Here is a 14,330-nt window from a genome sequence, read left to right as displayed (position 1 = left end):
TTCACCTCATCATATGTAGTAATTATATTGTACAAAAATTAAAGAAATTAGAATACTGTAGTTTTATTAATTTTTGAATAAAAATAGAATGAAAATTTAAGGTTATACTAGAATTATAAAAAACGATGGGACGAAAGTGTTCTCATTTGACGTTTTTGATATAGCATGATATAGTGAAAACACTATTGAGCTACATAATGTGGTACGGAAATAAAGCACGTTGTATTAAAGGCTGTAAGCTTGTTATACATTCATGTCCTTTATATCCACCTTTTCATGTGGATTCATAGTTTCATTTTTATTTAGGAGGTACATGACATGCAAACAGGTAAAGTTAAATGGTTTAACGGCGAAAAAGGTTTTGGCTTCATCGAAGTTGAAGGCGGAGAAGACGTATTCGTACATTTCTCAGCTATTCAAGGCGACGGCTTCAAAACTTTAGAAGAAGGTCAAGAAGTTTCTTTCGAAATCGTTGATGGAAACCGCGGACCACAAGCAGCTAACGTTACAAAAAACTAATTAGCTAGCGAAAAAAAGCATTCCGAATTTCGGAATGCTTTTTTTATGCTTTAGAACCAGACTCATCTGAAGATAATTCACCTTTAAAGGTGCGTTCTTCAGAGTCATCAAGCAACTGTTCATATTCTTCATGTTCTTCTGTTGCGAAAACTTGTGGGTTTTTTCCATACATATCTGTTCCAATAAAGTTTTCGAAATCCTCTACATACCCAACATTTTCTTCACTATTTACGTACATGCCATTATAGTTTTTTGAATCCTGTCTTTCTAAATCGGATGGTGTTTCTGATGTTCCGTAATTTGCGACGTCTTGCCAAGCATCTTCAGCATCGTACTCTACAGAATGATCTTCGTCGTGCTTATGAAACGAAGAATTTAGCACCTCTTCTTCAACTGGGCGCGCCTTCATATCTAATTTATTTGTAGTGTGCTGAATACACGTTGTAGCAGTTGGCATTGCTTCTAATCTTTCAAATGGAATTTCCTCACCAGACACTTCGCAAATTCCGTACGTACCAGCTTCAATTTTTTGCAGAGCATGTTTCGTATCTTCTAACTGTTTATGCCAAAATTCGATGAGTCCGAAATCTTTCTCACGTTCGTACAATTCTGTAGCCATATCACCTGGATGGTTGTCATAGCTAGACAATTCTCCTACTGAATCACGTTCAGATGCACGGTTTTCATCTTCGTGAGTTTGTATCGTTTGTTCAACTTCTTGCTGTTGTTTTTCTAGAATAGATTTAAATTGATTTATTTGTTGTGGAGTTAACATAGTCGTCCACCTTCCTACAATTCAGTTTCTTTACATAGTATGAGCGTTGAGAGTAGGAATTATGAGATGAATTTCAGCCGGGAAGTCGGTATATGAAAAAAGGAGCCGCATAAGCAGCTCCTTTTTTCATATACCGCTATTTGCTGGGCAGTAAAACTCCCACCTTAGAATTTGGCTGGAGCAAAGAAGTTAGGTGGGAGTCGGGCTACCCGTAAACGCCTGATTGGTGAGGGCTAATAATCAGTGGGTGATGAACAAAACCCCCACTGATTAAAGTTTCACTTTATAGGAAGTATCCAAGCAATAATCCGATTCCCATTAGGAGACCGAAAATTGTATTTGTTTTTGCTGTTGAAATCATCGCAGGTACCATTTCCATTGGAATGCTTTTGCCGATAAAGCCTTTCGTCGCTTTAAATGCTTTCGGTACACTTAAGAATACGATAAGCATCCATGGTGATACGATGTTAACGATGATTAAAGCGATTGTCCAAATGTAGGCAACGATAAACATAGAAGCAAGTACACCAACGGCTCTTTCGCGTCCGACGAGAATTGCTAACGTTTTACGACCATTTTCTTTATCACCATCTAAATCACGAATATTGTTAGATAGTAAAATTGCACCAATTAAAATGGAGCTTGGAATAGATAATAAAATCACTTCTGATGTTACTGCCCCTGTTTGGATAAAGAATGAAATACCAATAATAATGACACCCATAAATAATCCTGCTGTTAGCTCTCCAAATGGTGTGTACGCAATTGGAATGGGGCCACCAGTGTAAAGGTAAGCAACGGCCATACAAACAAGACCGATTGCAGCAAGCCACCAGCTAGAGTTCATACAAATATAAACACCTAATAGCGTTGCGATGCCTAAAAATCCGAATGCTAAGTTAAGCACGGTTTTTGGTTTAATGCCATCGCGGACGATAGCACCTCCGATTCCAACTGAACCTTCATGATCGAGTCCTCTTTTATAATCAAAGTATTCATTAAACATGTTCGTTGCTGCTTGAATGAGAAGGCAAGCAAGAAGCATCATAAAGAAAAGAGGAAGATGTATTTGATTTATACCTCCGACCTGCATTGCAAAAGCTGTTCCGATGAAAACAGGAACGAAAGCTGCTGTTAATGTATGGGGACGTAATAAACTCCACCAAATTCGCCAGCCTGTTTGTTTACTTGGCTTTGGCGCCGTAGGAGAGGAATTCGTTTCGACGTTCATTTCCATGTTGAATCCTCCTTGGTCACATATTGTACACAATTAAGTGTAGAAAAAGCATCATTTAGTGTCAACGTTTATTTTCTAGGAAGAGAAGGTGAATTTCTCAGAAATGCTAAACGTTGACAGGCCTTTCCTTTGAGGTGTATCTTAAAATCAAGCGTAATTATGACTATTTTTCGCCCATAGGGGGGAGACAATTGTGATTCAAACGAAACGAAAAGGCTTACAAGAAGTTCTTGTTACAGCTATTAAGCGTACGACTAATGAAAAAACATTAGTTAGTTTTGTAAAACAAATAGATTGGGTGGATCCACTTCTGTTTTATGCAGCAGGAAAAAGGATCGCATTCGAAAATAGATGTTATTTTGCAGACCCAGCTCAGCATGTAATATTTGCTGGAATTGGCTCTGTTTTCACTATAGCAAATTCTTCTCACAAACGCTTTCAAACTGCTCGTGACGAGTGGGATAAAGTAAAAGAGAAAGCATTCGTACAAAGAGAAGGATACGAATTTGGAACAGGTCCTCTTTTATTTGGTGGATTTTCATTTGACCAAGAAAAAGAAAAAACGAATCTTTGGAAAGAATTTGATGATACCACATTTTCACTACCAGCATTTTTATTAACTGTAAAAAATGAAAAGGCGTGGTTAACGATTAATCAGTTCGTTTCAGCTGAAGATTGTGCAGAAACTCTTTATAACGAAATTATTTCTGTAGAAGAGAGAATTTTACAAGAGAGTAAATGTGCACTAGTAGGATCAAAATTAACAGTTACTTCTAAAGTAGAAGTTGATCCGAGTGGCTGGATGAATGCGATTGGAAAAGTGCAGGATGAAATGAAGCAAGGGAACGTGCAGAAGGTTGTATTAGCAAGGGAGCTAAAATTAACGATGGATCAGCATATTGATTCCGTTCTTGTTTTAGAAGCGCTTCGCATTGGGCAACCGGATTGTTACGTATTTTCTTTTGATTATAAAGGAGCATGCTTCTTAGGGGCGACACCTGAGCGATTGATTCGAAAAGAAGGCGAGAAGTTCACATCGATGTGCCTTGCTGGTTCAATTGGTCATGGCAATTCTATAGAAGAAAGTAAACAAAATGGTGAGACGCTTCTTCATGATGAAAAGAATTTGGCTGAACACGGTTATGTAGTTAACATGATTCGAGGTGTGCTAAGTGAGCATTGCGAATCTGTTAATATTCCGGAGAGCCCAGGCTTATTAACGACCAAAAATTTAATCCATTTATATACGCCAGTAGAAGCAAAAGGTGATGCAAGTCTTTTAACGATGGTAGAAGAATTACATCCAACACCAGCTCTTGGTGGTACACCTCGTCATGAGGCGTTGAAATTAATTCGTGATGTAGAGCTTTTAGATAGAGGATTATATGGTGCACCAATTGGCTTTATAGATGATGAAGGAAATGGTGAATTTGCGGTTGCACTTCGCTGCGGATTATTAAATGGCGAGAAGGCATCCTTGTTTGCCGGCTGTGGTATCGTAATTGATTCAGTAGCGCAGCTTGAATATGAAGAAACAAGTTTGAAGTTTAGACCGATGCTTGGTGCTTTGGAGGAATTAATGAAATGAACAATCATATAGAAGCATTATCATATTATTTAGGCGCGTTCGTGGACGAACTGACGCGTCTAAATGTATGTGATGTTGTCATTAGTCCTGGCTCACGGTCAACGCCGATTGCCTTACTAATGGAACAACATGAAGGAATGAAAACATATTTACATGTAGACGAAAGATCAGCAGGATTTTTTGCGCTCGGTATTGCGAAAGCAAAAAAACGTCCTGTTGCGCTATTATGTACGTCAGGGACGGCAGCAGCGAACTATTATCCAGCTGTATGTGAAGCGTTTCATTCACGAGTGCCGCTTATCGTATTAACAGCGGATAGGCCGCATGAATTAAGAGATGTGGGTGCACCACAGGCGATGAATCAATTTAATTTATACGGTACTTTTGTGAAGCAATTTACAGAGATGGCACTTCCTGAAGCGAGTGAAGCAATGTATCATTACGCCCGTATGACGACGCAGCGTACGATAGCAAGCGCACTTCTAGCGCCGCAAGGACCTGTTCATCTTAATTTTCCAGTTCGCGAGCCGCTTATACCGGATTTCTCATTAGAAAATTTATGGGATAAAGGGCGTGGTGAATATACAGGAGTAGTTCAGCAAGGGAACGTGACGATGCCGAGTGAATATGTAGATTCTCTTGTAGGGCGCCTTTCACATATGGAAAAGGGGCTTATTATTTGTGGAGACGGCAGTCATCCAGAAATAACAGAAGTTGTTATGAAAGTAGCTGAGAAAACAGGGTATCCAATTTTAGCAGATCCACTTTCTAACCTTCGTAGTGGTAATCATGATAAAACGATGGTTATAGATTGTTACGATACATTTTTACGAAATGAATTGTTAAAAGAAACGTGGAAGCCGAATGTTTTAATTCGTTTCGGCGGAATGCCTGTTTCTAAAGCATTAACGCAGTTCATCAAAAAACAAACGAAAGCTGTTCATATCGTTGTCGATGAATCTGGACAATGGAGAGATCCAGCTCTAGTTGCGACAGAAGTTGTACAAGCTAGTGACAGTGAATTTTGCGGAGCATTACTAGAGAAAATGCCAGTTATGAAAAAGAATGATTGGTTCGGAATGTGGAAACATATAAACGAGAAAACGAGAGAAACACTTTGTGAGATGGAAACATATGAAACGGCATTTGAAGGAAAAGTAATTACGGATATTGTACGTGTATTACCAGAAGGGGCAACGTTATTTGCGAGTAATAGTATGCCAATTCGCGATACCGATTCATTTTTCTTCACATCGGATAAAAACATTCAAGTAATGGCGAACCGCGGTGTAAATGGTATTGATGGAATCATTTCAACAGCTTTAGGAGCGAGTATTATTTGTGATCCGCTCGTATTAGTAATCGGTGATTTATCATTTTATCACGATTTAAACGGGTTATTAGCCGCAAAGTTACATGAGTTAAATATAACGATTGTTGTTGTAAATAATGATGGTGGAGGTATTTTCTCATTCTTACCACAATACGAGAAAAAGGAACATTTCGAATCATTATTTGGAACACCAATTGGGCTTGATTATGAACATGTTGTCAAAATGTATGGTGGTTCATTTAGCCGTGTAAATGGTTGGGAAAACTTCCGAGAAGAAGTACAAACTGGAACGAAAACGAATGGATTACACGTTGTGGAAATTTGTACGAATCGCGAAGAAAACTTGAAATTACATCGTGAACTATGGGCAAAAACAATGGACGTTATTACTACATCTTTGCAAGGTGAATCAAAATGAAAGTAACATTGCAAGGTGTATCGTATGAATATGAAGTAGCCGGAAGCGGGGAACCACTTCTACTTCTTCATGGTTTTACGGGAAGCATGGAAACGTGGGGTTCCTTTATTCCTTCTTGGAGCGAGCAGTTTCAAGTCATTCTAGTAGACATTGTTGGACACGGGAAAACGGAAAGTCCTGAAGATGTGACGCATTATGATATTCAAAATGTGGCACTGCAAATGAAAGAACTACTGGATCATCTTCATATTGAAAATGCGCACATACTTGGCTATTCAATGGGTGGTAGACTTGCGATTACGATGGCATGCTTATATCCAGAATATGTGCGTTCGCTTCTTTTAGAAAACTGTACAGCTGGACTTGAGAGTGCAAAGGAGCGAAAAGAACGCAAGGAAAAAGATGAACGACTTGCCGATAAAATTGAGCAAGAAGGCATCCGAAGTTTTGTATCGATGTGGGAAAATATTCCGCTATTTGAAACGCAAAAACGTTTAGTACAAAGCGTAAAAGAAGCGGTGCGAAAAGAACGACTTGCTAACAATCCTAAAGGACTCGCAAATAGTCTTCGCGGCATGGGAACAGGGGCTCAACCTTCATGGTGGAACGAATTGCAAAACCTAAAAATGCCTGTCCTTTTACTGAATGGAGAAAGCGATGAAAAGTTCTTTCGCCTATTAAAAAACATCGAAAAATGCATCCCTCATGCGAAATTTGTCAAAATTGATGGGGCTGGCCATGCAATTCATGTGGAACAACCGGAAAAGTTTGATACAATAGTAAAGGGATTTCTAAAAACTATGCAGTGATACTTTTTTCAGCAAGAAGGAAGTTGCACTTATAGCGGAGATCAGAAATATAAAAGGAGGTAATAGTAATGACTATTGAATGGGTAAAAGAAGGCAATTACGAAGATATTATTTATTCAACATACAATGGCATCGCAAAGATTTCGATTAACCGCCCTGAAGTACATAATGCATTCCGTCCTAAAACGGTAATGGAGTTAATCAATGCTTTTGCACACGCTCGTGATGATGCAAATGTTGGCGTTATCATTTTAACAGGTGAAGGTGGACGTGCATTCTGTTCTGGCGGCGACCAAAAAGTTCGCGGTCATGGTGGCTATGTAGGTGACGACCAAATCCCACGTTTAAACGTATTAGACTTACAACGTCTAATTCGCGCAATCCCTAAACCGGTTATCGCAATGGTAGCAGGTTATGCAATCGGTGGTGGACACGTACTTCATATCGTATGTGACTTAACAATCGCTGCAGACAACGCTGTATTCGGACAAACAGGTCCTAAAGTAGGAAGCTTTGACGGTGGATACGGAGCTGGTTATTTAGCTCGTATGGTAGGCCATAAGAAAGCTCGTGAAATTTGGTACCTATGCCGTCAATATAGTGCACAAGAAGCGGTTGATATGGGCTTAGTAAACACAGTAGTACCATTAGAAGAACTTGAAGCAGAGACAGTACAATGGGCACAAGAAATTTTAGCAAACAGCCCAATGGCACTTCGTTTCCTAAAAGCTGCATTCAACGCAGACACAGACGGTTTAGCTGGTATTCAACAACTAGCTGGAGACGCAACGTTATTGTACTACACAACTGACGAAGCAAAAGAAGGCCGCGACGCGTTCAAAGAAAAACGCACTCCGGACTTCGGTCAATTCCCTCGTTTCCCGTGATCAAACCAAAAGCGGAAGCGGCTCGCACACAATGTGAGACGCTCCCAAAAGATCACACCGGAAACAAAACAACTAAGAGACTTGATGTCATATCAGGTCTCTTTCTTTCATGAAAGGAGAATGAGTGATGGAGACGATGCCGAATTGGTTAATGCAACGTGCATTTTTAACACCTGATCGCACTGCAATTGAAATTGAAGGGGAGAAGGTTACTTTCGTGCAGCTGCATGAAAAAGTAGTATCTGTTTGTGAGCACCTCACGCATGTAGGAGTGAAGCGGGCGCAAAAGGTGGCTGTTCTGATGAAAAATGGTATGGAGATGATTACAGTTATTCACGCTCTATCTTACATAGGGGCAGTAGCTGTACTTTTAAATACGCGTCTTTCAAGAGAAGAGCTACTTTGGCAAATGGGTGATGCGGAAGTTGTTTGTTTAGTGACGGATCAAGAGTTTGAGACGAAAAATGTTCCGGTATATTCATTTGCTGAAGTGATGCAAGGACCGAAGGCGGAAGCATTTATACAAGAAGAATTCTCTTTAAAAGAAGCGATGACAATTATTTATACGTCAGGGACGACAGGGAAACCGAAAGGCGTTGTTTTAACGTACGGTAACCACTGGGCAAGTGCTGTCGGTTCTTCGCTTAATTTAGGGCTTCGTGATGATGATTGTTGGTTAGCTTGTATGCCAATGTTCCACGTTGGCGGGTTATCTCTTTTAATGAAAAATATTATGTACGGTATGCGCATTTTACTCGTTCCAAAATATGATGCTAATTTTATTCATAAAGCACTTCAAACGAGAGGAGTTACGATTATTTCTGTCGTTTCTAAAATGCTAACAGATTTATTAGAACGACTTGGAGAAGAGATATATCCATCTTCTTTACGATGCATGTTACTTGGGGGAGGACCAGCACCGAAGCCATTATTAGAAACGTGTGTAGAAAAAGGAATTCCTGTGTATCAAACGTACGGTATGACAGAAACATCATCGCAAATTTGTACGTTAACAGCAGATTACATGTTAACGAAAGTAGGATCAGCCGGAAAACCACTATTTCAGTGTCAGCTTCGTATTGAAAAAGACGGCGTAGTTGTGCCGCCCCGTGCTGAAGGAGAAATTGTAGTAAAAGGACCGAACGTAACAGGTGGCTACTTTAACCGTGAAGATGCGACGCATGAGGCGATCAGAAATGGATGGCTTCATACTGGTGACCTCGGTTATTTAGATGAAGAAGGATTTTTATACGTATTAGATCGCCGCAGTGATTTAATTATTTCTGGCGGAGAAAATATATATCCAGCTCAAATTGAAGAAGTATTGCTCTCTCATCCGGCGGTAGCAGAAGCGGGTGTTGTCGGTATGGCTGACGAAAGTTGGGGACAAGTACCAGCTGCTTTTGTTGTAAAAAGTGGAGACGTAACAGAAGAAGAAATTCTTCGTTTTTGCGAAGAGAAATTAGCGAAATATAAAGTGCCGAAGAAAGCATGTTTCTTAGAGGAATTACCACGAAATGCTTCGAAGAAATTGTTAAGACGAGAGTTAAGACAATTAGTGGAGGAGATGTAGGTGGAAATAAAAAAAGCGACACTTTATATAACGGAAATGCCGCTCATTATCCCGTTTGCGGCAAGTTACGGGACTTATGAAAAGCGTGAAAGTATCGTCATTGAATTAGAAGATACAGATGGATACATTGGTTTTGGTGAAGTCGTTGCATTTTCTGAACCGTGGTATACGGAAGAAACGGTGAAGACAGCGCTGCATGTACTTCAGGATTTTTTATTACCAGATTTATTGAAAGCTGAAATCTCTCATCCGAATGAAGTACCGTCTTTGTTCCAACATATAAAGAGAAACCGAATGGCAAAGGCCGGAATTGAAGGTGCTGTTTGGGATTTATATGCGAAGCGTCAAAAGCAGTCGTTAGCGATATTGCTTGGCGGAAATAGGTCTGAAATTGAAGTCGGCGTTGTGATTGGGATCAATACGATTCCGGTTATGCTAAAACAAATCGAGAAGTACGCGGAAGAAGGATACGAGCGCTTTAAAGTGAAAATAAAGCCAGAACATGATTACGAATTACTGAAAGGAATTCGCAAAGAGTTTCCGAACATCCCGTTAATGGCTGATGCAAATTCAGCTTATACATTAGCGGATACAGAGAAGTTGAAACGACTAGATGAATTTAGGCTTATGATGATTGAACAACCGTTAGCGGATTACGATTTTCTGGATCATGCACAACTGCAAAAGAAAATTGAAACACCGATTTGTTTAGATGAAAGCATCCATAGTTTAGAAGACGCACGTGTTGCGATTACGCTTGGCAGTTGCCGCGTCGTTAATATTAAACCAGGGCGAGTGGGCGGATTAACAGAGTCCGTTCAAATCCATAATTATTGTATGGAGCATAATATCCCTGTTTGGTGCGGCGGTATGGTAGAGATGGGGATTTCACGAGCTCAAAATGTTGCACTTGCCTCTTTGCCAAACTTTACGATTCCTGGAGATATATCTGCTTCTAGTAGACATTGGGAGAAGGATATCATTTCACCAGAAGTGATGCTTGAAGGCGGAAAAGTAAGGGTACCGCAAAGTATTGAACGTGAGTATGAAGTAGATCGAGGCAGGTTGGAAGAAATAACAAAGCAGCGGATTATTTTTGAGCGATGAATGGGAGTTTTTATTAATACTGACTACCTGCAAATAGCGGGATGATTTTGTCGTTAATTGTCGGTAAGTCGATATATTTAAAAAATCGCCGATATAATTTCATTTATCAAGGTTACTCTTACGGGTAGCCTTTTCTTATTGTACAAATTGGATAGACTAGTTTACAATCGAGCGTATGAAAACAGAATAAAGTAGGGGGACTAAAATGAAGCGCATTTCAATTTTAATAGCTGATGATGAAGCGGAAATTGCTGATTTAATTGAGATACATTTAGAAAAAGAGGGTTACCACGTCGTTAAAGCAGCTGATGGAGAAGAAGCCATGCATATTATTCAAACGCAGCCAATTGACTTAGTGGTTTTAGATATTATGATGCCGAAAATGGATGGATATGAAGTGACGAGGCAGATTCGCGGCAAGCACCACATGCCAATCATTTTCTTAAGTGCGAAAACATCTGATTTTGATAAAGTGACAGGTCTTGTATTAGGCGCAGATGATTATATGACAAAGCCTTTCACACCGATTGAATTAGTTGCACGTGTAAATGCACAACTGCGTAGATTTCTTACGTTAAATCAGCCGAAAGTAGCGGAGAATAAATCTGCTTTAGAAATTGGCGGAGTTGTTATTGATCCTGAGCGCCGAACGGTAAATGTGTACGATGAGAAAATTGAATTAACCCCAAAAGAGTTTGATATTTTATATTTATTAGCGAGTCATCCGAAGAAAGTGTACAGTGTGGAAAATATTTTTCAGCAAGTATGGGCTGAAGGGTATTACGAAAGTGGAAATACAGTTATGGTACATATTCGTACACTGCGGAAAAAACTTGGGGAAGATAAAAGAAAGAATAAGTTAATAAAAACGGTATGGGGAGTAGGGTATACTTTCAATGGCTAAAAAAATGAGAAGCTTTCGCTCAAAGATGGTTATGCTATTTGCGCTAAGTATGATATTTGCTGCTGGCATAACGTATTTACTTTATGAAGGATTACGGATTTATTATAAGCTAGTAGTTCGTTATGAGGATCCTTTAGCCCAATTTCGTTCAATGGTAAGACAAATTGGGGATATTAATTTCTTTTTAATTATCTTTATCCCTCTATCCATTATGTTTTTCTTCTTCCTTACTAGACCATACTTAAAATATTTTGATGAGATTTCGAACGGGATTCATCATTTGGCGAACGGTGATTTTACAAATCAAGTTCGCGTTTCATCAAATGACGAGTTTGGATATATTGCTCGTGAAATAAATGTAGCGAGTGAGAAATTAAAAGAAGCAGTTGAACGAGGAGACTTTGCGGAAAGTAGTAAAGATCAGCTCATTGTCAACTTAGCTCATGATTTAAGAACGCCGCTAACATCTGTTTTAGGGTATTTAGATTTAATTCTTAAAGATGAGAATTTGACGAAGGAACAAATTAAACATTTTTCTACAATTGCTTTTACGAAATCCGAAAGGCTTGAAAGCTTACTTGATGAATTATTTGAAATAACGAGAATGAATTATGGCATGTTGCAAATTGAAAAAAGATCAATTGATATAAGTGAATTACTTATACAGTTAGATGAAGAATTATATCCGTTATTAGAAAAAAAAGGTTTAGAAGCGAGATTGAATATGGATTCGCATTTACCTATTAACGGTGACGGGAAATTGTTAGCTCGAGTATTTGAAAATCTTTTAACGAATGCGATTCGCTATGGATACGATGGAAAGTTTGTTGATGTGAACGGATATATTGAGAGTGAAGAGATAGTAGTACAAATTATTAATTACGGCGATAGCATTCCAGAAGAAGATTTACCATATTTATTTGATATGTTTTATACAGGTGATAAGGCGAGGTCAGAACAACAGGGCGGAACAGGCCTTGGGCTATTTATCGCAAAAAATATTATCGAACAGCATGATGGGACAATCTCTGCTGAAAGTAACGTAATTAGAACGATATTTGAAGTGAGATTACCAAAAGAAGAGAGCAAAGCAATTTAATAAAAATTTAAACTTTACCCCACTTTTTATTTTAATAGTTTTTTCTATTCTATACGTAAGTTACGTTAAGGAGGAACTAGAAATGAAAAAGTGGGTATTTATTTCTCTTTTTATAATATGTACAGCATGTGTAGGCTTTTATATATCACCATTATTTCAAAAGGAGATCGATGTTAAAATTGCAGAAAAAGATAATAAAGTAAAAGCCGCGAACACTGAAAAGATAGAGGTCACAAAGGAACAAATTTATAAAGGGGATCTACTATTAGTTAATAAAGATTACCCGGTTAAAAAAGATAGTGTTAGGTCCGATATTGTCAATGTAAATCACAATAGTGAATTAGTAAGAGGCTATGTAATATTTGATAGAAATCTTCGCTTATCAGAGGGTGTTGTAAAAAAGTTTTTGAACGTTGTCGATGCAGCTGGGAAAGATGGAGTACAGCATTTCTTAATGAGTAGCGGTTACCGAGATTTTCAAGAACAAAGTAAATTATATAAAGAAATGGGATCTGATTATGCACTTCCAGCAGGATATAGTGAACATAATTTAGGGTTATCACTCGACGTTGGGTCTACTCAAAAGAAAATGGAGAAAGCTCCTGAAGGAAAATGGATTGAAGAGAACGTATGGAAGCACGGATTTGTGTTACGCTACCCGAAAAATAAAAGTAACATTACAGGTATTCAATATGAACCGTGGCACATACGTTATGTCGGCTTACCACATAGCGCAATTATGCAAAAAAAGAAGATTACGTTAGAGGAATATTTGGACTTCTTAAAAGAGGAAAAAGAAGTTTCAACTGAGGTTGAAGGTAAGAAATATAAGGTTTCTTACTATAAAGTTTCAGATCGTATGAACGTGAATGTTCCGGTGAATAAGCAGTATGAAATTTCGGGGAACAATATGGACGGGGTTATTGTGACGGTTCAGGAATAGAGAAAAAAGCTATCTGAAGTAGATAGCTTTTTTTATGGTTGGCTCCCGTCATATGCCTATCAAGCTAGCATGGATACGAAAAATTATCGTTTCCATGCTAGCAAGTAATACAAAAGTAGGCGTACTAAAAAAAGTTTATTAAAGTGCGATTTTTTTATTAGGTACTTGTCCATGCTTTATCGTTGTTTTATACACAATATCTGCTTATAAAAAAGGGGTCATTTTCTTATATCGATGAGAGTTAAGACCATTCTTTTTAAGCAGTTGATAAAGGCGATTGCTTGAAATAGGAACGAAAAGGAATCATAAATTATATAAATGGCTCTATATTTGCACCGAGTGAATTAGTTATGAGATTTATTTTAAATGTCATTAAATAATTGTTTTATACAAATTAATAGTAACAAATATTGATGGTTATTAATAGACTAGTTTAATTTTTCTGAATGTTTTATCGTTTGAATTGCGAGATAATAAAAAATGTATTTTTATTGTTTTCTGCTGTTATATATTTAGGAGGGAGAATGGTAGATGAAAAAGAAACTTATCACGGGGATGATTTCTGCTGCATTATTGCTGAGCTTTACTTTACCATCAATTGCTGATGCAAGTATTGAAACGGAAGATGATGGTATTGTAACGGAGTATATTCCTGAAATCAATCTAGGCATTGATTTATCAAAGGTTGATACTTCTGACTTCGATTTTGAAAATTTCGAAAAAGAGTATGGTTTTTTAGTAAATGACCCCGTTTTTTTACAACTAGAGGAGGAAGTAAGTAAACTAAGGGTTGAATCTGTTGTTGAAAAAAATCCTTTTACTGGCGAATTGGTTGTTAAGCAGGAAATATTGCCTGCTATTGTTCTTGGTGCATTAAGAGTATTAGTTTCAAAAGTAGGTAGAACTGCTGCGGATAAAGCCTGGGCGGTTGCGCGTCCATATGTACAAAAGGCACTCAATTCTCCAAAGCAATATATTTTAGAAGCAGCTAAGGGTGGAATGATAATACAAGTACGTTCTAAAGCTACTGGTAAACGAGTTTTTGCCATAGATTATCATTATATTGATGGAAAAGGTCCTATCTTACATTATCATAGTCCTCCTAATGTGGATGCACATAAATATTTTAGATAATGTC

General features: G+C 38.2%; 13 protein-coding genes. 11 read left to right on the top strand and 2 right to left on the bottom strand.

What is annotated here, in order from left to right; translation table 11 throughout:
• Positions 1–318: 318 nt before the first annotated feature.
• On the top strand, positions 319–519 hold the full coding sequence (gene cspD / locus MR066_RS22575) for a cold-shock protein CspD (protein WP_001193051.1): 201 nt from the start codon (positions 319–321) through the stop codon (positions 517–519).
• A gap of 43 nt (positions 520–562) precedes the next feature.
• Here cspD and MR066_RS22570 read toward each other — a convergent pair whose 3' ends face one another.
• Positions 563–1,294 (bottom strand): yteA family sporulation protein, encoded by a 732-nt coding sequence (locus MR066_RS22570; protein ID WP_002034523.1) that lies wholly within the window; start codon positions 1,292–1,294, stop codon positions 563–565.
• A gap of 283 nt (positions 1,295–1,577) precedes the next feature.
• Positions 1,578–2,531: a 1,4-dihydroxy-2-naphthoate polyprenyltransferase gene (locus MR066_RS22565; protein WP_002015811.1), complete on the bottom strand. Its 954-nt coding sequence runs from the start codon at positions 2,529–2,531 to the stop codon at positions 1,578–1,580.
• A 193-nt stretch (positions 2,532–2,724) separates the two neighbouring features.
• Between MR066_RS22565 and MR066_RS22560 the strand changes: the two genes are divergently transcribed.
• The 10 genes from MR066_RS22560 (at position 2,725) to MR066_RS22515 (ending at position 14,326) form a co-directional block, all read left to right on the top strand.
• Entirely contained in the window at positions 2,725–4,119 is a 1,395-nt protein-coding gene (locus MR066_RS22560; protein ID WP_242248604.1) for an isochorismate synthase, read from the top strand.
• Complete coding sequence (gene menD, locus MR066_RS22555) at positions 4,116–5,870, top strand: 2-succinyl-5-enolpyruvyl-6-hydroxy-3-cyclohexene-1-carboxylic-acid synthase (protein ID WP_242248602.1); 1,755 nt, start codon at positions 4,116–4,118, stop codon at positions 5,868–5,870. The genes MR066_RS22560 and menD overlap by 4 nt, the downstream gene beginning before the upstream one ends.
• On the top strand, positions 5,867–6,679 hold the full coding sequence (menH, locus tag MR066_RS22550) for a 2-succinyl-6-hydroxy-2,4-cyclohexadiene-1-carboxylate synthase (RefSeq protein ID WP_215586996.1): 813 nt from the start codon (positions 5,867–5,869) through the stop codon (positions 6,677–6,679). Before menD ends, menH begins: the two co-directional genes overlap by 4 nt.
• 68 nt (positions 6,680–6,747) lie before the next feature.
• Positions 6,748–7,566: a 1,4-dihydroxy-2-naphthoyl-CoA synthase gene (gene menB, locus MR066_RS22545; RefSeq protein ID WP_016102878.1), complete on the top strand. Its 819-nt coding sequence runs from the start codon at positions 6,748–6,750 to the stop codon at positions 7,564–7,566.
• 127 nt (positions 7,567–7,693) lie between these two features.
• Positions 7,694–9,139: an o-succinylbenzoate--CoA ligase gene (locus tag MR066_RS22540; protein WP_242248600.1), complete on the top strand. Its 1,446-nt coding sequence runs from the start codon at positions 7,694–7,696 to the stop codon at positions 9,137–9,139.
• Positions 9,140–10,246 (top strand): o-succinylbenzoate synthase, encoded by a 1,107-nt coding sequence (gene menC / locus MR066_RS22535; protein ID WP_242248598.1) that lies wholly within the window; start codon positions 9,140–9,142, stop codon positions 10,244–10,246.
• A gap of 205 nt (positions 10,247–10,451) precedes the next feature.
• The gene (locus MR066_RS22530; RefSeq protein WP_016092528.1) at positions 10,452–11,150 is read left to right on the top strand and encodes a response regulator transcription factor; all 699 of its coding nucleotides are present in this window, start codon (positions 10,452–10,454) and stop codon (positions 11,148–11,150) included.
• On the top strand, positions 11,143–12,249 hold the full coding sequence (locus MR066_RS22525) for a sensor histidine kinase (protein ID WP_242248596.1): 1,107 nt from the start codon (positions 11,143–11,145) through the stop codon (positions 12,247–12,249). Before MR066_RS22530 ends, MR066_RS22525 begins: the two co-directional genes overlap by 8 nt.
• An 82-nt stretch (positions 12,250–12,331) precedes the next feature.
• Complete coding sequence (locus tag MR066_RS22520) at positions 12,332–13,192, top strand: M15 family metallopeptidase (RefSeq protein WP_242248594.1); 861 nt, start codon at positions 12,332–12,334, stop codon at positions 13,190–13,192.
• A 531-nt stretch (positions 13,193–13,723) separates the two neighbouring features.
• Positions 13,724–14,326: a hypothetical protein gene (locus MR066_RS22515; RefSeq protein ID WP_242248593.1), complete on the top strand. Its 603-nt coding sequence runs from the start codon at positions 13,724–13,726 to the stop codon at positions 14,324–14,326.
• The last annotated feature ends 4 nt before the right edge of the window (positions 14,327–14,330 follow it).

The sequence above is a fragment of the Bacillus cereus group sp. BfR-BA-01523 genome, assembly GCF_022662615.1.
Lineage (GTDB): Bacteria > Bacillota > Bacilli > Bacillales > Bacillaceae_G > Bacillus_A > Bacillus_A mycoides.
The sequence above is the reverse complement of the archived record's forward strand: the minus strand, read 5'-3'. Positions and strand labels throughout refer to the sequence as shown.

Coding starts and splice junctions, on each gene's coding strand:
- MR066_RS22530 (WP_016092528.1), top strand. CDS start 10,452: ATGAAGCGCATTTCAATTTTAATAGCTGATGATGAAGCGGAAATTGCT.
- menB (WP_016102878.1), top strand. CDS start 6,748: ATGACTATTGAATGGGTAAAAGAAGGCAATTACGAAGATATTATTTAT.
- menH (WP_215586996.1), top strand. CDS start 5,867: ATGAAAGTAACATTGCAAGGTGTATCGTATGAATATGAAGTAGCCGGA.
- MR066_RS22525 (WP_242248596.1), top strand. CDS start 11,143: ATGGCTAAAAAAATGAGAAGCTTTCGCTCAAAGATGGTTATGCTATTT.
- MR066_RS22520 (WP_242248594.1), top strand. CDS start 12,332: ATGAAAAAGTGGGTATTTATTTCTCTTTTTATAATATGTACAGCATGT.
- MR066_RS22540 (WP_242248600.1), top strand. CDS start 7,694: ATGGAGACGATGCCGAATTGGTTAATGCAACGTGCATTTTTAACACCT.
- cspD (WP_001193051.1), top strand. CDS start 319: ATGCAAACAGGTAAAGTTAAATGGTTTAACGGCGAAAAAGGTTTTGGC.
- menD (WP_242248602.1), top strand. CDS start 4,116: ATGAACAATCATATAGAAGCATTATCATATTATTTAGGCGCGTTCGTG.
- MR066_RS22515 (WP_242248593.1), top strand. CDS start 13,724: ATGAAAAAGAAACTTATCACGGGGATGATTTCTGCTGCATTATTGCTG.
- MR066_RS22565 (WP_002015811.1), bottom strand. CDS start 2,531: ATGGAAATGAACGTCGAAACGAATTCCTCTCCTACGGCGCCAAAGCCA.
- MR066_RS22570 (WP_002034523.1), bottom strand. CDS start 1,294: ATGTTAACTCCACAACAAATAAATCAATTTAAATCTATTCTAGAAAAA.